23 protein-coding genes and 1 tRNA gene are annotated in these 24862 nt (G+C 63.4%); 8 read left to right on the top strand and 16 right to left on the bottom strand.

Annotated features, from left to right (window positions below):
• Positions 1-97 precede the first annotated feature (97 nt).
• Positions 98-2389, bottom strand: a complete 2292-nt coding sequence (gene bglX, locus ACFY9W_RS16715) for a beta-glucosidase BglX (RefSeq protein ID WP_391132136.1) — start codon at positions 2387-2389, stop codon at positions 98-100.
• Positions 2390-2575: 186 nt separating this feature from the next.
• Here bglX and ACFY9W_RS16710 point away from each other — a divergent pair, with 186 nt between their 5' ends.
• Positions 2576-3193: a TPM domain-containing protein gene (locus tag ACFY9W_RS16710; RefSeq protein WP_391132134.1), complete on the top strand. Its 618-nt coding sequence runs from the start codon at positions 2576-2578 to the stop codon at positions 3191-3193.
• Positions 3194-3356: 163 nt separating this feature from the next.
• Positions 3357-4571, top strand: a complete 1215-nt coding sequence (locus ACFY9W_RS16705; RefSeq protein WP_391132132.1) for a methyltransferase — start codon at positions 3357-3359, stop codon at positions 4569-4571.
• A gap of 46 nt (positions 4572-4617) precedes the next feature.
• Here the strand turns inward: ACFY9W_RS16705 and ACFY9W_RS16700 are convergent, their stop codons facing one another.
• From ACFY9W_RS16700 to ACFY9W_RS16670, 7 genes are all read right to left on the bottom strand, one after another.
• The gene (locus tag ACFY9W_RS16700; protein ID WP_391132130.1) at positions 4618-5628 is read right to left on the bottom strand and encodes a DUF4917 family protein; all 1011 of its coding nucleotides are present in this window, start codon (positions 5626-5628) and stop codon (positions 4618-4620) included.
• Positions 5629-5844: 216 nt separating this feature from the next.
• Complete coding sequence (locus ACFY9W_RS16695; RefSeq protein WP_391132129.1) at positions 5845-7551, bottom strand: sulfate permease; 1707 nt, start codon at positions 7549-7551, stop codon at positions 5845-5847.
• Positions 7552-7717: 166 nt separating this feature from the next.
• Positions 7718-7791 (bottom strand) — tRNA-Gly (locus ACFY9W_RS16690).
• A 112-nt stretch (positions 7792-7903) separates the two neighbouring features.
• On the bottom strand, positions 7904-8791 hold the full coding sequence (gene phaG, locus ACFY9W_RS16685; protein WP_391132127.1) for a (R)-3-hydroxydecanoyl-ACP:CoA transacylase: 888 nt from the start codon (positions 8789-8791) through the stop codon (positions 7904-7906).
• Positions 8792-9238: 447 nt separating this feature from the next.
• Complete coding sequence (locus tag ACFY9W_RS16680) at positions 9239-9931, bottom strand: pseudouridine synthase (protein ID WP_391132125.1); 693 nt, start codon at positions 9929-9931, stop codon at positions 9239-9241.
• Positions 9932-9940: 9 nt separating this feature from the next.
• The gene (locus tag ACFY9W_RS16675; protein WP_391132123.1) at positions 9941-10153 is read right to left on the bottom strand and encodes a cysteine-rich CWC family protein; all 213 of its coding nucleotides are present in this window, start codon (positions 10151-10153) and stop codon (positions 9941-9943) included.
• Positions 10146-11627 carry a diguanylate cyclase gene (locus ACFY9W_RS16670; protein WP_391132121.1) on the bottom strand — a complete coding sequence of 494 codons (1482 nt, stop codon included), beginning with the start codon at positions 11625-11627 and terminating at the stop codon, positions 10146-10148. The genes ACFY9W_RS16675 and ACFY9W_RS16670 overlap by 8 nt, the downstream gene beginning before the upstream one ends.
• A gap of 212 nt (positions 11628-11839) precedes the next feature.
• Here ACFY9W_RS16670 and ACFY9W_RS16665 point away from each other — a divergent pair, with 212 nt between their 5' ends.
• Entirely contained in the window at positions 11840-12289 is a 450-nt protein-coding gene (locus ACFY9W_RS16665; protein WP_391132119.1) for a hypothetical protein, read from the top strand.
• A 43-nt stretch (positions 12290-12332) separates the two neighbouring features.
• Here ACFY9W_RS16665 and ACFY9W_RS16660 read toward each other — a convergent pair whose 3' ends face one another.
• Positions 12333-13439, bottom strand: coding sequence for a 3-hydroxyisobutyryl-CoA hydrolase (locus tag ACFY9W_RS16660; RefSeq protein WP_391132117.1), 1107 nt, complete (start codon positions 13437-13439; stop codon positions 12333-12335).
• Positions 13440-13565: 126 nt separating this feature from the next.
• Between ACFY9W_RS16660 and ung the strand changes: the two genes are divergently transcribed.
• Positions 13566-14258 carry a uracil-DNA glycosylase gene (ung, locus tag ACFY9W_RS16655; protein ID WP_012273947.1) on the top strand — a complete coding sequence of 231 codons (693 nt, stop codon included), beginning with the start codon at positions 13566-13568 and terminating at the stop codon, positions 14256-14258.
• Between the two features lie 120 nt (positions 14259-14378).
• Here ung and ACFY9W_RS16650 read toward each other — a convergent pair whose 3' ends face one another.
• The 5 genes from ACFY9W_RS16650 to ACFY9W_RS16630 all read right to left on the bottom strand — a co-directional run bounded on the left by ACFY9W_RS16650 (position 14379) and on the right by ACFY9W_RS16630 (position 19820).
• A complete protein-coding gene (locus tag ACFY9W_RS16650) occupies positions 14379-15410 on the bottom strand; it encodes an AbrB family transcriptional regulator (RefSeq protein WP_391132114.1) in 1032 nt (343 codons plus the stop codon).
• Complete coding sequence (locus tag ACFY9W_RS16645) at positions 15403-16917, bottom strand: tripartite tricarboxylate transporter permease (protein WP_391132113.1); 1515 nt, start codon at positions 16915-16917, stop codon at positions 15403-15405. The genes ACFY9W_RS16650 and ACFY9W_RS16645 overlap by 8 nt, the downstream gene beginning before the upstream one ends.
• 3 nt (positions 16918-16920) lie before the next feature.
• Entirely contained in the window at positions 16921-17379 is a 459-nt protein-coding gene (locus ACFY9W_RS16640) for a tripartite tricarboxylate transporter TctB family protein (protein WP_391132111.1), read from the bottom strand.
• Between the two features lie 138 nt (positions 17380-17517).
• Positions 17518-18498, bottom strand: coding sequence for a tripartite tricarboxylate transporter substrate binding protein (locus ACFY9W_RS16635; protein ID WP_201200917.1), 981 nt, complete (start codon positions 18496-18498; stop codon positions 17518-17520).
• A 32-nt stretch (positions 18499-18530) separates the two neighbouring features.
• Positions 18531-19820, bottom strand: coding sequence for an OprD family outer membrane porin (locus ACFY9W_RS16630; protein ID WP_391132108.1), 1290 nt, complete (start codon positions 19818-19820; stop codon positions 18531-18533).
• Positions 19821-20020: 200 nt separating this feature from the next.
• On the opposite strand from ACFY9W_RS16630, the gene ACFY9W_RS16625 reads away from it, so the two are divergent.
• Positions 20021-20692, top strand: coding sequence for a response regulator (locus ACFY9W_RS16625; protein ID WP_391132106.1), 672 nt, complete (start codon positions 20021-20023; stop codon positions 20690-20692).
• A complete protein-coding gene (locus ACFY9W_RS16620) occupies positions 20685-22064 on the top strand; it encodes a sensor histidine kinase N-terminal domain-containing protein (RefSeq protein WP_391132104.1) in 1380 nt (459 codons plus the stop codon). Before ACFY9W_RS16625 ends, ACFY9W_RS16620 begins: the two co-directional genes overlap by 8 nt.
• Positions 22065-22190: 126 nt before the next feature.
• Here the strand turns inward: ACFY9W_RS16620 and ACFY9W_RS16615 are convergent, their stop codons facing one another.
• Positions 22191-22997 carry an HDOD domain-containing protein gene (locus ACFY9W_RS16615; protein WP_391132102.1) on the bottom strand — a complete coding sequence of 269 codons (807 nt, stop codon included), beginning with the start codon at positions 22995-22997 and terminating at the stop codon, positions 22191-22193.
• A 55-nt stretch (positions 22998-23052) separates the two neighbouring features.
• On the bottom strand, positions 23053-23994 hold the full coding sequence (locus ACFY9W_RS16610) for a YgfZ/GcvT domain-containing protein (protein WP_391132100.1): 942 nt from the start codon (positions 23992-23994) through the stop codon (positions 23053-23055).
• 133 nt (positions 23995-24127) lie between these two features.
• Here ACFY9W_RS16610 and ACFY9W_RS16605 point away from each other — a divergent pair, with 133 nt between their 5' ends.
• Together ACFY9W_RS16605 and ACFY9W_RS16600 are read left to right on the top strand one after the other, a co-directional pair.
• Positions 24128-24382 carry a succinate dehydrogenase assembly factor 2 gene (locus ACFY9W_RS16605; RefSeq protein ID WP_391132098.1) on the top strand — a complete coding sequence of 85 codons (255 nt, stop codon included), beginning with the start codon at positions 24128-24130 and terminating at the stop codon, positions 24380-24382.
• A complete protein-coding gene (locus ACFY9W_RS16600) occupies positions 24366-24824 on the top strand; it encodes a protein YgfX (protein WP_391132096.1) in 459 nt (152 codons plus the stop codon). The genes ACFY9W_RS16605 and ACFY9W_RS16600 overlap by 17 nt, the downstream gene beginning before the upstream one ends.
• Positions 24825-24862 lie beyond the last annotated feature (38 nt).

The raw sequence follows: 24862 nt of genomic DNA, 5'->3' as shown, positions 1-24862 counted from the left end.
TGCCCGCTCCCACAGGATATTCACAGCCCAATGGATCTGTGCAGTACCTGTGGGAGCGGGCAAGCCCGCGAAAGGGCCGGTACAGGCGACCTTACGGTTACAGCAGTTCGAAGCTCTGCTGCTGCACCGCCTGGGAATCCAGCCCTACCTGGACATTGAACTCCCCTGGCTCGGCAACCCGCTGCAACTGGCCATTGTAGAACTTCAGGTCGTCCTCGCTGATGCGGAAGGTCAAGGTTTGCGACTCGCCAGGCTTCAGCATCAGTTTCTGGAAGTTCTTCAGTTCCTTGACCGGGCGGCTCATCGATGCCGACACATCCTGCAGGTACAGCTGCACCACGGTTTCGCCTGCTACCTTGCCGGTATTCTTCACCGTCACCTTGGCTTCCAGGTTCTCACCGCGCTTGAGGTCCTTGTTCGAGAGCTTCAGGCCCGACAGCTCGAAGCTGCTGTAGCTCAGGCCATAGCCGAACGGGTACAGCGGGCCGTTTGGCTCTTCGAAGTACTGCGAGGTGTAGTTGCCCGGCTTGCCCGGCGTGAACGGCCGGCCAATGCGGGTGTGGTTGTAGTACATCGGGATCTGCCCGACGGAGCGCGGGAAGGTGATGGCCAGCTTGCCGGACGGGTTGTAGTCGCCAAACAGTACATCGGCAATGGCATTGCCACCTTCGGTGCCGGCGAACCAGGTTTCGAGGATGGCGTCAGCCTGCTCGCGTTCCCAGCTGATCGAAAGCGGTCGGCCGTTCATCAGCACCAGTACCAGCGGCTTGCCGGTGGCCTTCAGGGCCTTGATCAGCTCACGCTGGCTGGCGGGGATTTCCAGGGTGGTGCGGCTGGACGACTCGTGGGACATACCGCGCGATTCGCCGACCACGGCCACGACCACGTCGGACTGCTTCGCCGCCTTGACGGCTTCGTCGATCAGGACCGCAGGTGGGCGCGGGTCGTCGACGATTTCCGGGGCATCGAAGTTGAGGAAGTTCAGGTAATCGAAAATCGCCTTGTCGCCGGTGACGTTGGACCCTTTGGCGTAGACCAGCTTGGCCTTGCCCTCCACGGCGCGGCGCAGCCCTTCGCGCACGGTCACCGAGTGCACCGGTTTACCGTCGGCAGCCCAGCTGCCCATCATGTCGATCGGGGCATCGGCCAACGGGCCGACCAGGGCGATGGTGCCGGCCTTCTTCAGTGGCAGGGTCTGGTTGTGGTTCTCCAGCAGTACCAGGCTGCGGCGTGCCACGTCGCGCGCGGCGTCGCGGTGCAGGCGGTCGTTGCCGTAGTAGTCTTTCAGGTCGGTTTCGGCCTTGCCGATGCGTACGTACGGGTCCTTGAACAGGCCCATGTCGTACTTGGCACCCAGCACTTCACGTACCGCCTGGTTGAGCTCGGCCTGGGTCACTTCGCCAGACTTCAGCAGGCCTGGCAGCTCTTCGCCATACAAGGTGTCGTTCATGCTCATGTCGATGCCGGCCTTGATCGCCAGCTTGGCGGCTTCGCGGCCATCACGGGCTACGCCGTGGCGGATCAGCTCCTGGATGGCACCGTGGTCGCTGATGGTCACGCCCTTGAAGCCCCACTCCTTGCGCAGCAGGTCGTTCATCAGCCAGGTATTGGAGGTGGCCGGCACGCCGTTGATCGAGTTCAGCGCCACCATTACCCCGCCGGCACCGGCGTCGAGCGCCGCGCGGTAGGGTGGCAGGTAGTCGTTGTACATTTTCGGCAGGCTCATATCGACGGTGTTGTAGTCGCGCCCGCCTTCCACTGCGCCATACAGGGCGAAGTGCTTGACGATGGCCATGATGCTGTCGGGGTTGGCCGGGCTGCTGCCCTGGAACGAGCGCACCATCACCTGGCCGATTTTCGAGGTGAGGTAGGTGTCCTCGCCGAAGCCCTCACTGGTACGGCCCCAGCGCGGGTCGCGGGCGATATCGACCATGGGAGCGAAAGTCATGTCCAGGGCGTCGGCCGAGGCTTCGATGGCTGCGGTGCGGCCGACCTTGGCAACAGCGTCCATGTCCCAGGTGGCGGCCATGCCCAGGCCGATCGGGAAGATGGTGCGCTCGCCATGGACGGTGTCGTAGGCGAAGAACATCGGGATCTTCAGGCGGCTGCGCATGGCAGCGTCCTGCATCGGCCGGTTTTCAGGCGCGGTGCGCGAGTTGAAAGTGCCACCGATACGGCCAGCGGCGATTTCCTCGCGGATCTTTTCGTGTGGCATTTCCGGGCCGATGCTGATCAGGCGCAACTGGCCGATTTTTTCGGCTTCGGTCATCTGGCTGATCAGATGGTCGATGAACGCCTGCTTGTCCTGCAGGGGCGGGGCGGTGGGGGTGGCGAGGGCCACCTGACTGGCAAGGCCCATGGCCAGGCCCAGCAAAGACAGTTTCATCATCAATTCCGTTGTGGGGCCTGTGCCGTATCCAGGGTGATACGCGCGCGGCCGAAGTTTTCAGGCGGCTATTGTTGTACGATTCGCAGGCTTACTTTCCAGCAGCGGATTATGCCTGAATATGTCGCCTGCGGATGAAGCCCCGAATGCCGGGACAACAACTATAAGAACGCCCAAGAGACCGACGGCATGACCCCCTTCGACGAGTACCATCAACGGCAGATTGCCGAAGCGATTGCCCGTGCCGAACGGCGCACCGATGCCGAACTGGTGACCGTGCTGGCGCGGCGTGCCGACGATTACGCCTATTGGCCGCTGTTCTGGGCTGCCGTGCTGGCACTGGCGGTGCCAGGCCTGTTGCATTGGCTGCTGGGGTGGCCCAGCGTGCGTGGCTTGCTGGTCGCCAACGTGCTGCTGTTCGTCGGCCTGTGCCTGCTGCTGCGTCAGCCGCGCCTTGCCGGCTGGATGATCCCCCGAGCCCTGCGCCGCTGGCGCGCCTCCAGGCTGGCTCGCCAGCAGTTTCGCGAGCAGAACCTGCACCGCACCGCAGGCGCAACCGGCGTGCTGATTTTCGTCAGCGAAGCGGAGCGGCATGTGGAGATCCTGGTTGACTGTGGTATCGAGCACTATCTGGATGTCGCCGCCCGGGCGGCCATCGTCGCCCGCTTTACCGAACAGGTGCGTCAGGGGCGGACCTTGCAAGGTTTTGTCGAGTGCATCGATGCCTGCGGCGAGTTGCTCAGCGAACACGTGCCGCCTACCCATGCCCGCAACGAGTTGCCCAACCGGCTGGTGATCCTCGACTGAAGAATAATGCAGCCTTGCTGGGGACCCTGTGGGAGCGGGCGTGCCCGCGAACACCGGCGAAGCCGGTGCCAGGCACCGTGTCGCCTGTTTCGCGGGCACGCCCGCTCCCACAGGGTACTTGGGGCGCGTTAGAATATGCGTTCCGCTACTTAAGGCCCTTTTCATGTCCGCCAGTACTTCCGCCCCCTCCGCGCCGGATGCGCGCGCTCAGTTTCTCGACCTGCTGAACGCCGCCCTGCACGGCGACACATTGGTCAAACTGGTGCTGGCGCGCCATGTCGGTGCCGACCAGACCTTGCAACGGGTCATCGCCAAGCCGCTGCAGGTCAAGGGCCAGGCATGTCTGTCGCTGGTCTACCGTCACCAGACCCGCGACATCACCCGCAACCTGCCGCTGGATCAGGCGCAGGCGCTGGTGGCCGAACTGCTGCCGGACAGCTTCCGCAACGCCCACCTGTTCGATGCTGACGGCGAGGTGCAGCTGACGTTCAGCAAGAAGGGCAAGCCGATGCTGCAACGTCACGGCGCGCAGGCGCAACGCGAGGCAACGGCGAGCAGCGGCCATGACCGCGAGAAGAAGCGCTACCTGGATTTGTCGAGGCCGTTCCTGCGTGACCTTGGCGTGACCGATGCACAAGGTGCATTGATCCCGTCCATGTCGCGCAAGTGGAAGCAGATCAACAAGTTCATCGAGGTATTCGATCACGCCCTGGCCAGTGCGACGGTACCTGCGCAGCAGGCACTGCGGGTGGCCGACTTCGGCTCAGGCAAGGGCTACCTGACCTTTGCCATGCATGACTACCTCAGCAACAGCCTGGGCCGCGAGGCACAGGTCACCGGTGTTGAACTGCGCCAGGACATGGTCGACTTGTGCAATGCCGCTGCTTCGCGCCTGGAGCACCTGGGCCTGGAATTCCAGTGCGGTGATGTACGCAGCGTCGTGCCCGAGGCCATCGAAGTGATGATCGCCCTGCATGCGTGTGATATCGCCACTGACTACGCCATCCACACCGGTATCCGCTGCAACGCCGCGATCATCATGTGCTCGCCGTGCTGCCACAAGCAGATCCGCCCGCAACTGCACAGCCCGGGGTTGCTGCAACCCATGCTGCAATACGGCCTGCACCTGGGCCAGCAGGCCGAAATGCTCACCGACAGCCTGCGCGCGCTGTACCTGGAAGCCTGCGGTTACGAGACCAAGGTGTTCGAGTTCATCTCGCTGGAACACACCAACAAGAACAAGATGATTCTTGCGGTGAAGCGGCAGAAGGCGGGGGGCAACGAGGCGTTGCTGGAGAAGATTGGCCAGCTCAAGGCGTTCTATGGGGTGCAGGAACATTGCCTGGAGACGTTGCTGCGGGCGGATGGGTTGCTTTAAAAGCAACCCAGCAAGCCTGTTGGCAGCGCTCCTGCCAGTGAGCGTGCTAGCCTCGAGCGGCTGGTAACTCGATCGCCAGATTTGCCGGCCCCAGCGGATGCGTACTGGCATCAAAGAAATGCAACTGCGTCCCCGCCAAATCTCCAAACCGATCAACAAAATGCTGCTTCTGGTTGATCACCGAGGCCTCGCTCAACGGCCTGATGGCAATCGACAGGTGCTGCGGCCGGGCCTGTCGGATGGCTTCGAGCAGGTGCTGGTCGCTGTTGTCCAGGTGCTGCCCGAACAGACATAGCCCTTTGCTCTCCTGTGCCAGTTGCCCAAGGCACCAGCTCAAATAATCGGAGTGACGGATGGCCCGCAGTTTTTCATCGCTACGGTCTTCATTCACGAACAGCGGTACTTCACCGGGTATATTCACGGCAAAGCCGTCAAGCAGTTCGGCGTTGTCGGCGCTGCGCTGGCGGGTGGTGCCATCGGGCAGCTTCAGCAGGTGCAGGCCACCATGCAGGTGCAGTACCCGGGTGCCTTCGGTGCGGGTGCGGCGTACGTCGAAGAAACCTTGCTCGTCGAACAGTTCGGCAAAGCCTTGCGGAGCGTGTTGCACGGCCCACGGCAACAGCAGGTCGTAGTTGCTGGTGTAGACGCTGCGGTAACCGCGCAGGGCCTGGTTGAGCGTTGCCAGGGTGGCTGACGGCAGCAGCGGCCACGGAAGGTGCACCGTGCGCACGGCGTGGATCAACGCTTCCTTGATCGAGTAATAGCGGTTCAGCGGTGCGGTGGAGTTGATGGCCAGCGCAGCGTTGGCGCGCACGGTGGTGTTGAGGGCGCTGAGTACGGGTTCGAACAGTTCCGTGCCCAAGGACTTGAACAGGGCCTGGTCACTGACCGCCAGGCCTTTCTTGCGGCCTGCGCGTTGTGCTTCCTCATATAGCGAGAAGTAGCCGAACGGCTTCCACACTGCGCGACTGGCGCCGTTGCCCAGCAGCAGGGCATCGCAGGGATGGCGGGCGGCGAGTTCTGGCCAGGGGGTGAGGGTGGCGTCAAGTGCAGGCATGCTGGAGTCCGTTGGGTGGAGCGGGGAGCGGGGGCGACTTTAGCACGTGATGCAAGGCGTGCGAGGGTTTGTGTCGGGGCAAAGGCATTGTGTTCCCAGCACTGGCCCTATCGCCGGCAAGCCAGCTCCCACAGGTACGGCACAGCCATGAGCCTTGCGTCGCACCTGTGGGAGCTGGCTTGCCGGCGATAGGGCCAGTGGCAATAAAACACTTCTTCATCCCTGTTCGGCAACTGGCACGCTGCGGTTGCGGTTACGCCAAACCCGATACGCCCGAATCCCCGCCCGCACCGAGCCGAACAGCAGCTTGTCTTCCATCTCCCGCGCCATCCCGGAGCGCACCAGCATGCGCAAGAAAGTGCCGCGGGCGCGTGCGATGGCAAAGAAGATGCCCTGCGCCGCCAGGGTGTCGCGTACCTCGCGCAGGGCAGCAATGCCGCTGACGTCAATGTTGGTGACCGCTTCGGCATCGAACAGCACGGCCTTGGGCTGATCCTGGCTTTGCACGGCTTCGAGCAAACGCATCTTGAAGTAGTCGGCGTTGAAGAACAGGATCGCGTCGTCGAAGCGGTATACCACCAGGCCCGGCACGGTGCGGGCGTCCTTGAATTTGCGGATGTCGACCTGGCCTTCGGTGCCCGGTAGCCAGCCCAGCACGGCATCGGTGGGCTGGTAGATGCTGTACAGCAGGCGCAGGATCGCCAGGGTTACAGCAAACACGATACCAGGCAGCACACCCAGCCCCAGCACGCCGACCGTGGTCAGCAGGCACAGCCAGAACTCGAAGCGGCTCAGGCGGCGGATGCGCCCCAGCGACTTGATATCGATCAGCCCCCAGCCGGCCATCAGCAGCACAGCACCCAATGCTGCCTGTGGAATCCACGCCATCGGTGCGGTGAAGAACAGCAGGATCAGGGCGATCACCAGCGCAGCGATGATACCCACCAGCTGGCTTTTACCCCCGACCATGTCATTGACAGCGGTGCGTGAGTCGGCGCCGCTGATGGCAAAACCCTGGGAGACCCCGGCTGCCAGGTTGCTCACGCCCAGGGCGACGAATTCATGGTTGGCGTTGATCGCATAGCCGTGCCGTGCGGCAAAGCTGCGGGCAGTGAGCATGGCGCTGCAGAAACTGACGGTGGCGATACCCAGGGCGTCCCGCAACAGGCTTTTCATTTCTGCCAGATTACTGTGCGGCCAGGCCAGTTGCGGAATGCCGGCAGGCACCGGGCCGAGGATGGCGACGCCAAAGCGGTCCAGGCCAAACAGGCCGACCAGCAACATGAACAGCGCCACCACGGTTAGCGCTGCGGGTAGGCGCGGGTAGCGCCGGGGCAGCCAGATAAGCAGGCCCAGGGCGGCCAGGCCGATCAGCAACGTGACCCAATGGATTTCACCCAGGCGCTGGAGGAAGTTGACCAGGCTGAGGATAAAACCGTCGCCTTCGATCTTGAACCCTACGACCTTGGACAGCTGTCCGGCGATCAGGCTCAGGCCGATGCCATTGAGGTAGCCGATCAGGATCGGCCGTGAGAAGAAGCTGGCGATGAACCCGGCACGGGCCAGGCCCGCCGCGATCAGCATCACCCCGACCAGCACGGTGACGATCACCGACAGTTCGGCAATGCGCTGCGTGTCGCCCAGGGCCAGCGGCGCCACGGCCCCGGCGATCATCGCGCAAGTGGCGGCGTCGGGGCCGACCATCAGCTGGCGCGAACTGCCGATCAACGCATAGACCATCATGGGCAGCACGCAGGCGTAGAGGCCGTACTGCGGCGGCAGGCCGACGATCTGTGCGTAGGCAATGGCGATGGGGATCTGGATGGCTGCGACCGAAAGCCCGGCCTGCAAATCGGCATGCAGCCATTCGCGGCGGTAGTGCAACAGGTTGGCAAGGCCCGGTAGCCAGCGGGAGAGAAACATGTGTCGTCCTTTCGAAATGCTTCACGTAACCATCTACGCATTGAAGCGGATCGACAGGCAATTGGCCATGGGCCGGGTCAAACCGGGGGGGGCTAAAACGAAAAAAGGAGCCAAGGCTCCTTTTGACTGCGATGACGTTACCGGAACGCCATGCGGGAATGCGGTGTGGAGCGGGTAGAGGGAATCGAACCCTCAACTAAAGCTTGGGAAGCTTTCGTTTTGCCACTAAACTATACCCGCGTCTGCGCAGCACTTTTTACCAGAACCTTCCACGAATTAGAAGCCCAAGTTATAAAAAAAGCTTGTCGGCACCCTGTGGCCTGCGGGTATCTGCCAAAGGGCGCCGAGCTGCTCAGATGGCCAATGCATGCTGCCCCTGTTGTACTTGCTGGTAGCGATGGCGGGTTTCACGCACGGTAGGCTTGAGGAAACCGAGCAGGACGCTGCGAGTATCTTCACAGGCAGTTTTATTTTCCATGTCCAGGAAGTGGCCAGCGTCACGGATCACGCTGAACTGGCTCTTGCCCACATGCTTGCCGAACTGCCGGGCATCTTCGACCGTGGTGTACTCGTCGCGGTCACCGTTGACGAACAGTACCGGGATGTCGATATTGCGCGCGCCCTGCAGCGCTCGCTCCAGGTCGTGTTGCAGCACCTCGTTGATGTGGAAGTGCATCTGCGCATACTCGTGGCTGTCCAGGCTGCTGACGTGCCGGTAGTTGAAGCGTTTGAACAGTGACGGCAGGTGCTTGCCGATGGTGTCGTTGACCAGGTTGCCGACCTGATACCGGTCGCAGGCAGCCAGGTACTGGCAGCCACGGTCCAGGTAGTCGCGCATCGGCTCGTTGATCACCGGCGAGAACGAACTCACCACTGCTTTCTTCACGCACCGTGGCTGGTGCGCCAGCGCCAGCAGCGTGCTTGCGCCACCCCACGAGAACGACATTACGTGGTCTGCCTGGAAGTGCTCGATCAGCTCAAGCAGGATATGCGCCTCGGTCTCCTTGCTGATCAGGCGTTCCTGGCGGTTGTGCGGCTTGGACTTGCCGGCATACGGCTGGTCGAACAGTACTACGTTGAACTGCGGGTGCAGGTTACGTACCGTTTGGGCGAACGAGGCGGTGGTAGCCAGCGAGCCATTGATCAGGATGATCGTATTCTCGGCCGCTTCCGCGCGATAGAACTCCGTGTAAACCCGATACTGACCTTGGATATCAAGTACAGCAATTTCTGGCCTCATGTCATCGACTCCTGGCGCAAAAAGGGTATTCGCGTCACCTAGGGTGCACGTTCTTTATGACAGGTAGGCATTTGCCTGAAGAGAAACCGGGGGCCCTGTGTCGATCCTTGGCACGTGCGTCGACGGTATTGTTTTTGGCGGGCAATTTGCCGTGCCCCAAGGCATCTAGGCCTTGGGTAGCCGGCAAAAGGTGTCTTCGACTGCGGGCGTGACTTGGTAGTCACATGCAGACTGACGATTTGGATTCAAGCAGTGGGTCAGCGTTCCTGCAAGTGCCGTTCGGGAGATTTTGTGACTTTTGTCGCTGAGCGGTCGTATGACGACCCTGGGCTGTCTGTTCCGGCCCTTTCGCGGGCACGCCCGCTCCCACAGGGATAGCACATGTCCTGAACCGTGTGGGGTACCTGTGGGAGCGGGCGTGCCCGCGAAGAGGCCCGAGCAGGCGACCTAGACGGTGGCTATTTCCTCGGCCGTCAGCTCACGAAACTCCCCGGGCGCCAAACCAGGGTCCAGGCGGATCGCCCCCATGCTCTCCCGATGCAACCCCACCACCTTGTTGTCGAAGAACCCGAACATGCGCTTGACCTGGTGATAACGCCCTTCGACGATCGCCAGTCGGGCCTGACGCGGGCCAAGGATGTCCAGTTGGGCGGGCAGGGTGGTGAGGTCTTCAAAGGCAAAGTAGAAACCCTCACGGAACTTGGCCTCGTAATGCTCGCCAATCTCGTCCTCGGTTTGCACCAGGTAGTGCTTGGGCTGCTTGGTGGCAGGCTGGGTCAGGCGCCGTGACCATTGGCCATCGTTGGTCAGGATCATCAGGCCGGTGGTGTTGAAGTCCAGACGCCCGGCGATGTGCAGGTCGGCCCGCAGCGTATCGGGCAGCAGGTCGAGCACGGTCGGGTGTTGCGGATCCTGGGTGGCGCTGACGCAACCAGCGGGCTTGTGCAGCATCAGGTAACGGGCCGGGCGGCCCGCCTGCAACAACTGGTCGTCCAGTTGCACGCGGCTGAATTCGCGTACCTCAGTCAGCGGGTCGCTGACCACCTGGCCGTCTACCCGCACACGGCGTTGCGCCAGCATCAGGCGCACTTGCTGGCGGTTGTGGTTGGGCAGGTTGGCGAGGAAACGGTCGAGGCGCATTGCAACAGGTCAGTGAGCAGTGGTTGATCGGAGTTGTTCTTCAACGGCGGCGCAGCGCGGGCACAGGCAGGCTTTGTCTCGCAGTTCGGCAGGCAACGCCTGGAGCACGGCCGGGTCGATACTCACGCTGAAACACCAGCAGGCCTGGGTGGCGCGACGAGGGTCGGCCAGGCTGCATTGGTTGAGGGCGCCGCAAGCGGGGCAATGTTGGTTGTCATTCATCTTGGGTTTCACTGCAGACGCGGTTGCGGCCGGCCTGCTTGGCACGATAAAGCGCACGGTCGGCGCGGGTCAGCAGGGCATGCAGGGTGTCCCCTGGCTGCAGGCTGCTCAGGCCGATGCTGGTGGTCAGGCGCAGCGGTTGTTCGTCGTAGCTGAAGGTGAGCTGTTCGGTACGGCGGCGGATTTTTTCCGCCACTTCGATGGCCTGCCGGCCTTCGGCTTCACGCAGCAGCACGATGAATTCTTCGCCGCCCCAACGGCAGAGTATATCCGACTGTCGCAGGCTGACTTGCAGCACATTGGCGAACTGGCGCAGCACTTCGTCGCCTGCCAGGTGGCCGTGGGTGTCATTCAGTGCCTTGAAGTGATCCAGGTCGATCAGCAGTGCCACCAGCGGGCCGCTGTCGCGTTGGGCTTCATGCAAGGCTTGGGCAGCGAGCAGGTCGAAGCTGCGCCGGTTGGGCAGGCCCGTGAGGCTGTCGAGGGTGGCCAAGGTCTCGATGCTGGCCTGATGGCGGCGGACCATGGCATGCACCAGCGCCAGCACCACCAGGGTGATCATCGCGCAGATCGCCAGGTTCAGGTACAGCGAGTGGCGGATGCGGTCGAGGGCGCCGGTTTCGCGCTTGTCCACCAGCAGGTACCAGTCCAGTTCGGGCAGGTGGCGCACGTTGAGGAAGTGGCTGTGGTTGTCGCTGTCACGGTACTCGTGGCTGCCTTCGGCGGGCACTGGCTGCTGCGCCAGCAGGTCACTCAGCTCGGGGTTTTCGCCCAGTGGCTGGCCAACCCTCAAACCATGCGGCCCCCCTTCGGAGCCGGTGAGCAATACCTTGCCCTTGGCATCGATGAACAGCACTGAACGCTGGTAGCGGCGCTGGTACTGATCGATCAGCCTGACCACCGACGAAACGCTCAACCCCACCCCGGCGGCGCCGATGAAGCGGTGCTGGTAGTCGTGCACCTGGTAGTTGATGAACACGGTCAGGCTGTCCTGGTTGGCCATGTCCAGGTCGACGTTGATTTCGTAGGGGGCCTTGAGATCGCGCAGGCGGAAATACCAGGCATCGCGCCAGGTACCTGGCTCTACGTGCTTGAGTACACCTTTGGCCTGGTAGTACGTAAGCGTGCGGTCAGACACGAAAAAGGACGTGAAGGTGTCCTGCTTGCCCATGACTTCGCCAAGGTAACGCGTCATGCGCTGGGTGTCCTTTTCACCCGACAGCACCCAGTCACGCAGGAAGGTGTCCTGGGCCATCATCGAGGCGATCAGTACCGGGCGGATCAGGTCTTTCTGGATTTCCGAATAGACCGTGTCGGAGGTCAGCGGCAGTTCGGTATTGATGATGCCGTCGCGTATGGCACTGCGCGAGGCGAAGTAGCTGAGCAGGGAAGTGGCGAGGAAACCGCAGGCCAGTAGCGTGAGCAGGGTCAGGATCAGCGAGCGCTGCGAAAACAGAGCGGAACGTAAGGGCATGATCTTCCCATGATGTGTGCCTGACCGCTCATTCTAGTGAGATGACCGATAAATGACTGCAAGTTTTTCAGGGTTATCGCACCTGTATCAAATTTTTGCAAAAAGGGCACTGCACCTCGGCGCTGCGGTCTTATTCAATGTCGATGAACGCATTACGCATCGACGCTCGCCAGCGCCGCTGTTCGGGCACTCCAGCGGTCCAGGAGGCCGCCATGTCCTATCGAATCCTGTTGATCGCCCTGCTAGGGCTGATGACTTCCGCCTGTGCTCCGTACTACGAGAGCGGGGGCTATTATCGTTCGGATTACTACTCCACCGACCGCTATGTTTCGCCTGGCTATTACCGCTACGACCGCTATTACGTGACGCCGCAACCACGTTATTACTACCAGCCGGCGCCGCGCTATTACTACCGGCCAGCGCCTGCGCCGCAATACCGGCCATACCCACAGCCGGGGGTGAACCGGTGGCACGGCAACCCGCGCTATGACTATGGCAATCGCCAGCGGCAAGACTACAGGCAGGATCGTGATCGGCATGACTATCGCGATGGCAGCCAGCGCTACCAGCATGGCGATTCGCATTCCAATGGGCCGGGGAACGGCGGCGGGCGCTGGGATGGCCGGCGTGGTCAGGGGCAAGGGGGCAACTGGCAGCGGTAGCTGAGTGAAAGCGGGGGGCGCAAGGCGCCCCAGGTGCTTGAACCTACCCCAGATCCGCTAACGGGTGCCGCCCCTCCCATACCTTGGCAAAATGAGCCTCGACCACCGCCGCGGGCACCTGCGCCACATCGGGCCAGTGCCAGTGCGGCTGGTCGTCCTTGTCCAGCAAGCGTGCGCGTACGCCTTCGCTGAACTCGGGGTGGCGGCAGCAGTTCAGGCTCATGCTGTATTCCATCTGGAATACCTGAGCCAACGACAGATGCCGTGCCCTGCGAATTTGCTCCCACACCAGGTGTGCCGTGAGCGGGCAACCCTGATGCAGCCGTTGGCCGGCATCAGCCAGCAGCGGATCGTCATGATGCTTGAGCCCTTCCAGCGCGCGCCAGGCCGCCGCCGCATCTGCCACGTCTAGCAACGCATCGATCACCTGCCGCCGCGGCAGCCACTGGGCTTCGGGTAGCTCGGCGCAGGCGCGGTGCTGTTCGGCCTTGAGTAGGCTGTTCAATTGCAGGGCCGTTTGTTCCTGCCAGTTCAGTTGCAGCAACTCTTCGATCAACGCCTCTTGCTGGTGCTCGCCCAGAAAACGGTCGGCCAGGCCCAGGTCGAGGGCGTCGCGGGCGTTGATCGGCGCGCCCGTCAGCCCCAGGAACAAACCTAGCTTGCCCGGCAGCCGAGCCAGGAACCAGCTGGCGCCCACGTCCGGGTACAGGCCGATGCTGATTTCCGGCATGGCCAGCCGGCTGCTGGGCGTGACGATGCGCACATTGGCACCTTGCAGCAGCCCCATGCCGCCCCCCAGCACATGCCCATGCCCCCAGCACAGCAGCGGTTTGGGGTAGGTATGCAGGGAGAAGTCCAAGCGATATTCGGCGGCAAAGAAACTCGCGGCCAGTGGCGGTACGCTGCCGGGGTGGTCACGGCAGCCTTGCGCCAGGGCGCGTACATCGCCACCGGCGCAAAAGGCTTTGGCGCCGTTGCCACGCAGCAACACGCAGACGATGCCCGGGTCGTGTGCCCAGGCATGCAGTTGTTCGCCCAATACTTCGATCATGGGCAAGTTGATGGCATTGAGTGCCTTGGGTGCATCCAGGGTGGCAATGCCGATGCGGGCGCCATCGGCGCCGGTGAGTACCTCGCAGTGAATGGCCATGGACTACCTCGCTCAAGTCATCGCTCAAGTATGGCCTGCCTGGCCGAACATGCCGGTCGTCGGTCGGATCGTTTGACAAGCGGGGAGGGCTTACCTAGTGTCGCGCCATTGATTACGGATGGCCCCATGACTGACGACGATCGCATCAAACTCGAACCCAGCTGGAAGGCCGCACTGCGCGGCGAATTCGACCAGCCCTACATGCATCAGCTGCGCGAGTTCCTGCGTGGCGAGTACGCTGCCGGCAAGGAGATCTACCCGCCTGGCCCGCTGATCTTCAACGCACTCAATTCGACACCGCTGGACCAGGTGAAAGTCGTGATTCTTGGCCAGGACCCTTACCACGGGCCCGGCCAGGCCCATGGCCTGTGCTTCTCGGTACAACCGGGCGTGGCCACGCCGCCGTCGCTGGTCAACATCTACAAGGAACTGCAGCGCGACCTGAACATCCCGATTGCCAGCCACGGCTACCTGCAAAGCTGGGCCGAGCAGGGCGTGCTGCTGCTCAACACTACCATGACCGTGGAGCGTGCCAATGCCGCTTCGCATGCCAAGAAAGGCTGGGAATTCTTTACCGACCGGGTCATCCAGGTGGTCAGCGAGCAGTGCCCTAACGTGGTGTTCTTGCTGTGGGGCGCGCACGCACAGAGCAAGCAGAAGCTGATCGACGGGACCAAGCACCTTGTGCTGAAGTCGGTGCACCCGTCGCCGTTGTCGGCTTACCGAGGGTTTCTGGGCTGCGGGCATTTCAGCCGGACCAACAGCTTCCTCGAACAACGGGGCATGGCGCCGATCAATTGGGCGTTGCCGCCGTTGTGATGATCTGACAGACCGTGTCGCCTGCTTCGCGGGCTTGCCCGCTCCCACAGGTACAGCGCCGCCCTCACGGCTTGCGCCAAACCTGTGGGAGCGGGCAAGCCCGCGAAGCAGGCGACACGGTTATTCCGGGGTTGTGTTCCACAAGCGGAACAGCGGCTCCGCCAGAAACAGCACGAACAACAACCGCATCACCTGCAGCGCCGTTACCAGCGGAACCGACAGTTGCAGGGTCTCCGCCGTCAGGCTCATTTCGGCAATCCCTCCCGGCATCATCCCCAGTGTCAACGAGCGCAAATCCAGCGCGGTCATCACGCTAAGCACCCATGCGGCGCTGGCGGCAATCGCCATGCACAACGCGGTGGCCACCAGGGTACGCCCCAGGAATGACGGTGCCCGGCGGAAGAACGCACGGTTGAAGTGGCAGGCAAGGCCACTGCCAATCAACCACTGACCAATCTGGCTGGCGCCATTGGGCAGGGCGATTTGCAGGTTGCCGGCCAGGCTCACCGTAGCCGCCACCAGCAATGGCCCGAACAGCCAGGGGTTAGGCTGACGCAACCGCTGCCACAGCAGCGCGACGGCAACGCCCAACGGCGCGATCAAGGCCAGCCAGCCCCAGCTGACGCTGCCGGCGTGATTCAGCGGCACCCCGTCACCCAGCAAGAACTTGAACAGCGCCGGTACGCACAGCACCACCGCCAGTACCCGCAAGCTCTGTGCTGCGGCCACCTGGCTGAGTACTGCGCCGTTACGTGCGCCGAGGTTGACCATCTCCCCCGATCCGCCAGGCATGCTGGCGAAAAACGCCGTGGCGCGGTCTTCGCCGGTGCGTCGCAGCAGCCACACGCTGATCACGCTGGACAGGGTAGTGAACAGCGCGCCGAAGAATATCAGCGCAAAATGGCTGCCCACCTGCTCGATCACGGCCGGGGTAAAGTGCAGGCCAATGCCGATGCCGATGATGCACTGCCCGCACTTGCGGCCATTGGGGATTTCCGACAACTGCCAGGGCGTGAGGCAGCGCACCAGGATGATCGCCAGCAACGAGCCGACCATCCACGGCAGAGGCCAGCCGACCTTGCTGGCGATGTAACCACCAGCAAGGCCGACCAGCCCGGTTGCAATAAACAGCGGCAACGGTCTATCAGGCATCGGCCAGGGCCCTGCGCTGCTGGCTGCGTTTGCGCCAGATGCGCAGCAGCGGCAGGGCGAGCATCAGCACCACCAGTGCCCAGACGCCCATGCTGATCGGGCTCGACCAGAGGATGCCCAGTTCACCGTTGGAGATCGACAGCGCGCGGCGCAGGTTCTGCTCCATCAGCCCGCCGAGGATGAAGCCGAGCAGGATCGGCGACAACGGGAAGTCCAGCTTGCGCAGGATGTAACCCATGATGCCGATGCCGACCATCAGGAACAGGTCGAAGGTGGTGGCATGCACGGCGTACACGCCGATGGCGGTGATGATGGCGATCACCGGTACCAGCGCCCAGTTTGGCACGGCAAGGATGCGGGTGAAGATGCGGATCATCGGGATGTTGAGGATCACCAGCATGATGTTGGCGATGAACAGCGAGGCGATCAGGCCCCAGACAATGTCCGGCTGCTGTTCGAACAGCAGTGGGCCGGGGGTGATGTTGTAAAGGGTGAGGGCGCCAATCATTACTGCAGTGGTGCCAGAGCCAGGTACACCCAGGGTGAGCATCGGTACCAGGGCGCCACAGCAGGACGCGCCAATGGCGGTTTCCGGTGCGGCCAGGCCACGGGCATCGCCCTTGCCGAACTTGCCGCTTTCCCCAGCCATGCGTTTCTCGGTCATGTAGGCCACGGCACTGGCCAGCGTGGCGCCTGCGCCAGGCAGCACGCCCATGATGAAGCCGAGCAGGCCGCAACGGATGTTGACCACGAACACCGAGGCTGCTTCCTTGAAGTTGAACAGCATGCGCCCGGTGGCTTTTACCGCCTGGTGGCCATGGTGGGTCTTTTCCAGCAGCAGGAGGATTTCGCTGATGGAGAACAGGCCCAGTACCAACACCACGAACTGGATGCCGTCGGCCAGGTGCACGCTGTCACCGGTAAAGCGGTAGACGCCGCTGTTGGCATCGATGCCGACGGCGGAAAGGAACAGGCCGATCAGCGCGGCAATGAAGGTTTTCAGGGGTTTGTCACCTGCCATGCCGCCCAGGGCGACGATGGCGAAGACCATCAGCACGAAGTACTCCGCCGGGCCGAAGGCAATGGCCCATTTCGCCAGCAGCGGGGCGAACAGCACCATGCCGCAGGTGGCGATGAAGGCACCGATGAACGAACTCCAGGCCGACAGCGAAAGCGCCACGCCGGCCAGGCCTTGGCGGGCCATTGGGTAACCGTCGAGGGTGGTCATCACCGTCGAGGCCTCGCCCGGGATGTTCAGCAGGATCGAACTGATACGCCCGCCGTATTCGCAGCCCAGGTACACCGCTGCCAGCAGGATCAGTGCCGACTCTGGCGGCAGGCCCAGGGCGAAGGCGATGGGAATCAGCAGGGCCACGCCGTTGATCGGGCCCAGGCCCGGCAGCAGGCCGACCACGGTGCCGATCAACGTGCCGGAGAGGGCGGTGACCAGGTTATAGGGGGACAGGGCGACGCCGAAGCCCTGGCCCAGGTAGCTCAAGGTATCCATGTGTCAGTTCTCCAGTACGCTCAGCAGGCCAAGGGGCAGGGGCACGTCCATCACGCGGTCGAACAGCCAGTAGAGGAAGATGCTCATGCCGACCACCACGATGGCGCTGTACAGCCAGCGGCCACCGTACAGGCGGGCCATGGGCAAACCGACCAGGATGGCGCTGAGGATAAAGCCAAGGGGCTCGAAGGTAGCGGCGAAAACGACCAGCAGGCCGACACAGGCGGCGATCTTGGTCAGGGTTTCGCGGTCCAGTTCCGGTTCGTCGTCCTTGCGCACGATAGGCGTGGGGCGAAACACCAGGTACAGCAGGCCAAGGCTCATGAGGCCGAGCATCAGCAGCGGGTAGGCACGGGGGCCCACCGGTTCATAGGAAAACGCCGCCTGGTAGGGCCAGGCCATCACGGCCAGGGCGGCGCACACCGCCAGCAGGGCCAGGGCGAAGATGCGTTGCAGGATCATTGCAGAGTCCTCTTTGAGCACGGATCCTGTGGGAGCGGGCATGCCCGCGAACACCGGCAACGCCGGTGCCAGGCACCGCGGTGTCTTCTTCGCGGGCACGCTCGCTCCCACAGGGACCGGTGAAAGGGCGGTGGCGGGTTACTGAATCAGGCCAAATTCCTTGGCCAGTGCCTTGTAGTCAGCCACTTGCTTCTTCACATAGCCGTCCAGTTCTTCGCCGGTCATGGCGAACGGGAACAACTCACGCTGGTCACGCAGCTGGGCGAAGTCTTCCGAGGCCAGCATCTTGTCGAACGACTGCTTCCACCAGGCGTAATCCTCGTCGCTCACCTTTGGCCCCAGGTAGAAGCCGCGCACCACCGGCCAGACGATGTCGTAGCCCTGTTCCTTGGCGGTGGGGATGTTCTTCATCTCGGGTTCGTCCAGGCGGTTTTCCGAGAACACCGCGAGGATGCGCATGTTGCCGCTCTGGATGTGTGGCATGGAGTCGGAGATGTCGGTAGAACCCACCTGGATGTGGCCACCGAGAAGCGCCGTGGCAATTTCGCCACCGCCTTCCAGGGCCACGTAACGCAGGTCACGCGGGTTGATGCCGGCAGCCTTGGCGATCAAGGCGGTCTGCATCCAGTCCTGGCTGCCGACCGTGCCGCCAGAGCCGATTACCACCTTGCTCGGGTCTTTCTTCAGGGCCGCAACCAGGTCATCGAGGGTTTTGTAGGGCGAATCGCTTTTCACGGCGATGGCACCGTAGCTGGTGCCGACGGCGGCCAGCCACTTCACTGCGTTTTCATCGAAGCGGCCGAACTTGCCTTGTGCCAGGTTCAGCAGCGAGCCGCTGGACCAGGCCACCAGGGTGCCGGCATCCGCCGGGCGCTGAGCAACCACGGCGTTGTAAGCCACCGCGCCGACGCCGCCTGGCATGTAGGTGACGCGCATCGGTTTGCTGAGGATCTTTTCCTGCACCAGGGCGCTTTGCACCAGTTTGCAGGTCAGGTCGAAGCCACCGCCGGGCGAAGCGGGGGCGATGCATTCAGGGCGTTTCGGTTCAGCAGCCAGGGCGTTGCCGGCCAACAGCAGGCAGCCGGTAGCGAGGACGAGGCGGCGCAGTGAAAAGGTCATCGTCTATCTCCGTGAGCATTGTTGTTATTGGGTTACCACAGGGCGACGCTATAGCTCACCAGCAACCGCACCTCGTCCGCGTCGCGGGCAAAGTTGGAGCGGAAGGTGGCGTTGCGCAGGCGCACGGCGACGTTCTTCAACGGGCCGCTTTGTACCACGTACTTCAGTTCGGTGTTGCGTTCCCATTCCTTGCCTTCGCCACCCGCGGCGCGGCTGACGTTGTCGCCGCTGATGTAGCGGGTCATGAAGGTCAGGCCGGGCACGCCGAGGGCGGCGAAGTTGTAGTCGTAGCGCGCTTGCCAGGAGCGCTCGTCGGCGCCGGCAAAGTCGTTGATCTGGACGAAGTTGACCAGGTACGGGTCGGCACCATCGACGTAAGGGAAGGCGCTATCCCCGGACAGCTGCTGCCAGGCGGCGCTGACCTTGTGCCCGCCCAGGGCGTAGCTGAGCATGCCGTTGACGGTGGTGTTGTCGATGTTGCCGGCCTTGGCGGCACCGGCGTCGTCGCTCACGGCCAGGCGCAGGTCGGCGCCGAAGGTGCCCGGGCCCCACGGCTGGGTGGCGACCATGCCAATGAAGTGCTGGCGGTAGATGTCGTCGAGCTGAGCGAAGTGATAGCTGCCGGTGATGCGGTCGGTGAACTGGTAGTCCAGCCCGCCCAGGGCCAGGTTGTCCGCGCTGAACGTGCCACCAAAGCGGCCGTTCTTGTTGTTCAGCGCCAGGTCTTCCCAGTTGGTATCGTTGCGGTCCTTGGCCTTGTCCAGGCGCCCGCCGGTGAAGGTCAGGCCCTTGATCTCCTTCGAGGTGAGCAGGCCGCCTTCGAAGGTTTGCGGCAGGATGCGCCCGTCGTTGGGCTGCAGGGTCGGCAGCTCGGGGATCAGGGTGCCGATTTTCAGTTCGGTCTGGGAGATCTTCACCTTGCCGGTCAGGCCGAGCTTGGAATACTCGTCGGCAGCCTTGCCGTCATCGTGGGTGGGCAGCAGGCCGGTATCGGTGCGGTCGGGGCTGGAGTCGAGCTTGATGCCGAGCATGCCCAGTGCGTCCAGGCCGAAACCTACGGTGCCATCGGTGTAGCCCGACTCGAAGTTGAGGATGAAGCCCTGGGCCCACTCGTCGCGCTTGGATTGCTGCGCACTGGTGCCATCGCGGAAGTCGCGGTTGAAGTACATGTTACGGGTTTCGAAGGTGGCTGTGCTGTCTTCGAAGAAGGCGGCCTGGCTCATCGGGGCGACACCGGCAAGCGCAAGGGCGCTGGCGATGGCGGAGGGGCGTGCGGCAAAGGAACGGGTAGGCGTGAGCGCCTGCGGCTGCGATGACAGCATCGTCGATGACTCCGTTTATTGTTCTTATTCGTTGCACCTTGCTGGTGCTTTTTTCGGCGCGAAGCGCGACCGTGGTGCGATGCTAGGCAACGAACCTTTCGCTAACCTTTCAGCGAGAAAGGTTTGTTACAAGGGGCTTCACAGGCTTGGTGACAGCGGTACACTCCGCGCCACCGCCCCACCCGAGCAGGGAGAATCCGATGCGTGTGCTGCTGGTCGAAGACCACCTGCAACTGGCCGAAAGCGTGGCCCAGGCCTTGAAGAGCCACGGCCTGACCGTGGATGTGTTGCATGACGGCGTGGCTGCCGACCTGGCCCTGGCCAGCGAGGAATATGCCGTGGCTGTGCTGGATGTCGGCTTGCCGCGCATGGACGGCTTCGAGGTGCTGGCGCGCCTGCGCGGTCGTGGCAAGACCGTGCCGGTGCTGATGCTGACCGCGCGCAGCGACGTCAAGGACCGGGTGCATGGCCTGAATCTGGGGGCCGATGACTACCTGGCCAAACCGTTCGAACTGACCGAGCTGGAGGCGCGGGTGAAGGCCCTGCTGCGCCGCAGCGTACTGGGTGGCGAGCGCCAGCAACGCTGCGGGCCGCTGGTCTACGACCTGGATACCCGGCGCTTCACCCTCGGCGATGACAACCTGACCCTGACCTCGCGCGAGCAAAGCGTGCTGGAAGCGCTGATTGCCCGCCCGGGCCGGGTGATGAGCAAGGAGCAACTGGCAGCCCAGGTGTTCGGCCTGGACGAAGAAGCCAGCCCCGATGCTATCGAAATCTACATCCACCGCCTGCGCAAGAAGCTCGACGGCCACCCGGTGGCCATCGTCACCTTCCGTGGGCTGGGCTACCTGCTAGAGCACCGCGATGCGTGACAACGGCAGCCTGCGCGGGCGCCTGCTGGGCAACCTGGCCCTGCTGCTGGTGGTGTTGATGCTGGCCAGCGGCCTGAGCGCTTACTGGAATGGCCGTGAGGCGGCCGACACTGCCTACGACCGCACCCTGCTGGCCTCGGCGCGGACCATTGCTGCCGGCCTGTCGCAGCGAGACGGGTCGCTGAGCGCGGATGTGCCCTACGTGGCCCTCGATACCTTCGCCTACGACAGTGCCGGGCGCATCTACTACCAGGTGCTGGACATCAAGCAGCGGCTGATTTCCGGTTACGAGAACCTGCCGCCACCGCCGCCGGGCACGCCGCGTACCGACGACTACCCCGCCTTGGCGCGGTTCTACAACGCCACCTACCTTGGCCAGGATGTACGTGTGGTCAGCCTGCTGAAGGCGGTGACCGAGCCGAACATGAACGGCATGGCGGAAATCCGCGTGGCCGAGACCGAGGAGGCGCGGGTGCGCATGGCCCGTGGGCTGATGGCCGATACCCTGCTGCGCCTGGGCATGCTGGCGCTGGGAGCGCTGGTGATGGTGTGGTTTGCCGTGAGTGCGGCGCTCAGGCCGCTGGAGCGGCTGCGTACGGCGGTGGAAGAGCGCCAGCCGGACGACCTGCGGGCGTTGCCCGTGGTGCAGGTGCAGCGTGAACTGGGGCCGCTGGTGCGGGCCTTGAACCACTTTACCGAGCGCCTGCGCGGTCAGTTCGAGCGCCAGGCGCAGTTTATTGCCGATGCTGCTCACGAACTGCGTACGCCGCTGGCGGCCCTGAAGGCGCGGGTGGAGCTTGGCTTGCGCTCATCCGAGCCGCAGGAGTGGCGGCAGACGCTGGAGTCTGCGGCCCAGGGCACTGACCGCCTGACCCATCTGGCCAACCAGTTACTGTCGCTGGCGCGGGTCGAGAATGGCGCACGGGCGATTGCCGAAGGTGGCGCACAGCGCCTGGACCTGAGCCAGCTGGCACGTGAGCTGGGCATGGCGATGGCGCCTCTTGCGCACAAACGCGGGGTGGCGTTGGCGCTGGAAGCCGAGGCGCCTGTGTGGCTCAAGGGCGAGCCGACGCTGCTCAACGAACTGCTGAGCAACCTGGTAGACAATGCCCTGGCGCATACGCCAGAGGGCGGTAACGTGATCTTGCGGGTGGTGGCGCCAGCGGTGCTGGAGGTGGAGGACGATGGGCCAGGCATTCCCGAGGCCGAGCGCGAGCGTGTATTCGAGCGCTTCTACCGGCGCAGTGCCCAGGGCAGTGGGCTTGGTCTGGCAATTGTCGGCGAGATCTGCCGGGCGCACCTGGCGCAGGTGAGCCTGCATGATGGTGCCAATGGCGGGTTGCGGGTGCGGGTGAGCTTTATTGCCGATTGATGGGTTGCCTGTGCTGGCCTCTTCGCGGGCGCGCCCGCTCCCACAGATACGGCGCAGCCCGTTAAAGCAGTGAGGTCCCTGTGGGAGCGGGCATGCCCGCGAAGAGGCCGGCAGGGCTAAGACCCTTTAGCGCAACATGCTCCGCGCCTCAAGCAGCTCATCCACTTCCAGCTCAGTACCAAACGGCAACCCCAGGTGGCGATATGCCGGCAGCGCCGCCAAGGGTCGATGACGCCCACGCTGGCTGATGCAGCGGGCGATCTGCACGATGTCGATGTAGTCGACCTTGTCGGTCTGCCGGTCCAGGTCCTGAAGCTGGCTTGGCAGGTTGACCAGCTGTTCTGGAAATTCCCAGGCCTTGAGGATCTTGTCCCCCAGCACCGGCTGGATCTGCTCGATCACGTAATGCAGGCAAACCGGGTCTGACAGCAGCTCGTTGTGCTCCTCTGCGTAGATGAGCACCGGCAGTGCGCCAATCTGGTTGACCAGCCCGCCCAAGGTGGCCTGGTCGGGCTTGAGCTGCGTGTAGCGCCTGCATATTTCGTAGCTGATGCCCGCAACTTCAAGGCTGTTTGCCCAGATATCCCGCAGCTTTTGCTCAACTGTCGAAGAGCGGGCATGGAAGATCTGCTCGATCACCAGGCCGATGGCCAGGTTGCAGCTGTAGTTGATGCCCAGCCGCGTGATGGCGGTGTGCAGGTCGGTAACCTCGACCGCTGCGCGTAGCAGCGGGCTGTTGACTACTTTGATCAGGCGCGCTGAAAGGGCCGCGTCGCGACCGATCACCTTGCTCAGGGCCGCTACGCTGATCTCGCTGTCTTCCGCTGCCTCACGGATGCTCAAGGCAACCTCAGGCAGGGTCGGCAGGACCAGGTCATCCTTTTCGATGGCATCGAGCAACTGTGCTTGAACCATCTCGGCCAGCTTGTTCATGGGCGTGTCTACCGCAGTGGTGGTGCGGCCCCGCCACGGAGGCGGGGCAGGCTGGTCAGCGCTGGATTTCCCGGTCGCGGTCCAGTTCGTAAGGCAGGGTCAGCACTTGCAGGCGCGGGCCTTCCAGGCTGCCCAGGTGCAGGTTGTCGTCTGCCACTGCCTCGGCGCTGAGCACTGCAAGCAGCTCGCAGCCTGCACCATTGCCGGCAGCTATGACCACTTCACCGACTGACGAACCATGGGTCGGCGAGAAAATCTCTGCACCCGGAGCCGGAATGGCCTGCTGGTCCAGTGCCAGGCGGTACTGGCGGCGCTTGAGCTTGCCCAGGTACTGCATGCGGGCGACGATTTCCTGGCCGGTGTAGCAACCTTTCTTGAAGCTGACGCCGTCAACGGCTTGCAGGTTGATCATCTGCGGGATGAACAGCTCGCGGGTCGGCCCCGTGACCTGGCCGATACCGGCGCGTACCTGCCCCAGCAGCCAGTCGTTGAGGCTGCCCTCAGGCAAGGCTCTGGCGAGGGCCTGGCGTACCGTTTCGGCATTTTCCGCCGGCACCCACAGCTCTACCCGGCCTGTAGAAACGGCAATGGCGATCAGGCCTTCATGGCGCACGGTGCTGCCAGCGGCTGCGGGCACGTCGAGCCCCAGCGCCAGCAGCGCAGCTTCGCCACCTTGCATGCCAAAGCGTGCCCAGGCGGCGCTTTCATCGGTCAGCGTGGCCTTGGAGAACACGGCGTACTTCTTAAGGTCGGCCAGTTGTGCTTCAAGCAGTTCGCTGGCCATGGCCAGCAAGTAGCCGTTGCCTTCGGGCAGGATGCGGAAACTCGACTGCATGCGCCCCTTGACCATGCAGCGGGCGCCGAGGCTGGCGTGTTCCTGGCTGAGGTAGTTGATGTTGCAGGTCAGCTGGCCTTGCAGGAACTTGCCTGCATCGGAGCCGCGGACGGCGAGGATGCCCTCGTGGGACAGGGGGCAGAAGAAAGCGGAATCGGCCATGGGTCATCGCGGTGGCTAAAGACTGGCGGCCATCATAGAACGCCAGTAACAAAATAGGTAGGTGACTAGACCAACGCCCGGTGTCGCATCGCTCGCCTGGCTGTATACTGGCGGGCCATTCGAGGAGGGCCCCATGGTCGAACAAACTGAACTCAACCGGCTTTTCTGGCACAGCCGCCGCGGCATGCTGGAACTGGACGTACTGCTGGTGCCTTTCACCCAGGAAGTCTACCCGACGCTCAACGACGCCGATCGCGAACTGTACGTGCGCCTGCTGAGCTGCGAGGATCAGGACATGTTCGGCTGGTTCATGGAGCGCACCGAGTCCGAAGACCCGGAGTTGCAGCGCATGGTCCGCATCATCCTGGACCGTGTCCAGCCCAAGTGAGTGTTTCGAGTGCCGCTGGCAAGGCTCGCGCCTGCTGCTAGCGGCCTACCTGGCTTGCCAGGTGTTGGCGTGGCTTGCCGTGTGGGCGAGCCCGCTGCCCGGGTGGTTGGCCCTTGCCATTGCCGCCGCCTGTATTGCCCACGCTGGCTGGGCCATTCCCCGACGTATCCTGTTGACGCATGCGCATGCCGTTGTCGGCTTGCGCCGTGATGTGCGCGGCTGGCAGGTGTTCAGCCTTGCCCGTGGCTGGCAGCCGGTGCGGTTGTGCAGGGACAGCGTGGCGGTGCCTGGGCTGGTGGTGTTGCGCTTTGAGCGGGCGGGGCGATGGGTAGGGGAGAGCCAGTGCATACCGCGGGATGCGTTGGGGGTTGACGAGCATCGGCGCTTGCGGGTGCGGTTGAAGTTCAGTCGGCGCAGGTGGGCCGAGGTGCCGCGGGCATAGATCAAGACCGGGTTGGCTTCTTCGCGGGCATGCCCGCT

Source organism: Pseudomonas sp. NPDC008258, from assembly GCF_042956345.1.
Taxonomy (GTDB): Bacteria; Pseudomonadota; Gammaproteobacteria; order Pseudomonadales; family Pseudomonadaceae; genus Aquipseudomonas.
Note: the sequence above shows the minus strand (reverse complement) of the source record. Positions and strands in the feature narration are given on the sequence as shown.

Excerpts from the sequence above, each read along its gene's own strand:
- ACFY9W_RS16620 (WP_391132104.1), top strand. The coding sequence starts at position 20,685 with ATGCGTGACAACGGCAGCCTGCGCGGGCGCCTGCTGGGCAACCTGGCC.
- ACFY9W_RS16705 (WP_391132132.1), top strand. The coding sequence starts at position 3,357 with ATGTCCGCCAGTACTTCCGCCCCCTCCGCGCCGGATGCGCGCGCTCAG.
- ACFY9W_RS16695 (WP_391132129.1), bottom strand. The coding sequence starts at position 7,551 with ATGTTTCTCTCCCGCTGGCTACCGGGCCTTGCCAACCTGTTGCACTAC.
- ACFY9W_RS16610 (WP_391132100.1), bottom strand. The coding sequence starts at position 23,994 with ATGGCCGATTCCGCTTTCTTCTGCCCCCTGTCCCACGAGGGCATCCTC.
- ACFY9W_RS16675 (WP_391132123.1), bottom strand. The coding sequence starts at position 10,153 with ATGAATGACAACCAACATTGCCCCGCTTGCGGCGCCCTCAACCAATGC.
- ACFY9W_RS16650 (WP_391132114.1), bottom strand. The coding sequence starts at position 15,410 with ATGCCTGATAGACCGTTGCCGCTGTTTATTGCAACCGGGCTGGTCGGC.
- ACFY9W_RS16630 (WP_391132108.1), bottom strand. The coding sequence starts at position 19,820 with ATGCTGTCATCGCAGCCGCAGGCGCTCACGCCTACCCGTTCCTTTGCC.
- ACFY9W_RS16680 (WP_391132125.1), bottom strand. The coding sequence starts at position 9,931 with ATGCGCCTCGACCGTTTCCTCGCCAACCTGCCCAACCACAACCGCCAG.
- bglX (WP_391132136.1), bottom strand. The coding sequence starts at position 2,389 with ATGATGAAACTGTCTTTGCTGGGCCTGGCCATGGGCCTTGCCAGTCAG.
- ACFY9W_RS16645 (WP_391132113.1), bottom strand. The coding sequence starts at position 16,917 with ATGGATACCTTGAGCTACCTGGGCCAGGGCTTCGGCGTCGCCCTGTCC.
- ACFY9W_RS16635 (WP_201200917.1), bottom strand. The coding sequence starts at position 18,498 with ATGACCTTTTCACTGCGCCGCCTCGTCCTCGCTACCGGCTGCCTGCTG.
- ACFY9W_RS16660 (WP_391132117.1), bottom strand. The coding sequence starts at position 13,439 with ATGGCCATTCACTGCGAGGTACTCACCGGCGCCGATGGCGCCCGCATC.
- ACFY9W_RS16700 (WP_391132130.1), bottom strand. The coding sequence starts at position 5,628 with ATGCCTGCACTTGACGCCACCCTCACCCCCTGGCCAGAACTCGCCGCC.
- ACFY9W_RS16625 (WP_391132106.1), top strand. The coding sequence starts at position 20,021 with ATGCGTGTGCTGCTGGTCGAAGACCACCTGCAACTGGCCGAAAGCGTG.
- ACFY9W_RS16605 (WP_391132098.1), top strand. The coding sequence starts at position 24,128 with ATGGTCGAACAAACTGAACTCAACCGGCTTTTCTGGCACAGCCGCCGC.
- ung (WP_012273947.1), top strand. The coding sequence starts at position 13,566 with ATGACTGACGACGATCGCATCAAACTCGAACCCAGCTGGAAGGCCGCA.
- ACFY9W_RS16710 (WP_391132134.1), top strand. The coding sequence starts at position 2,576 with ATGACCCCCTTCGACGAGTACCATCAACGGCAGATTGCCGAAGCGATT.
- phaG (WP_391132127.1), bottom strand. The coding sequence starts at position 8,791 with ATGAGGCCAGAAATTGCTGTACTTGATATCCAAGGTCAGTATCGGGTT.
- ACFY9W_RS16640 (WP_391132111.1), bottom strand. The coding sequence starts at position 17,379 with ATGATCCTGCAACGCATCTTCGCCCTGGCCCTGCTGGCGGTGTGCGCC.
- ACFY9W_RS16665 (WP_391132119.1), top strand. The coding sequence starts at position 11,840 with ATGTCCTATCGAATCCTGTTGATCGCCCTGCTAGGGCTGATGACTTCC.
- ACFY9W_RS16615 (WP_391132102.1), bottom strand. The coding sequence starts at position 22,997 with ATGAACAAGCTGGCCGAGATGGTTCAAGCACAGTTGCTCGATGCCATC.
- ACFY9W_RS16670 (WP_391132121.1), bottom strand. The coding sequence starts at position 11,627 with ATGCCCTTACGTTCCGCTCTGTTTTCGCAGCGCTCGCTGATCCTGACC.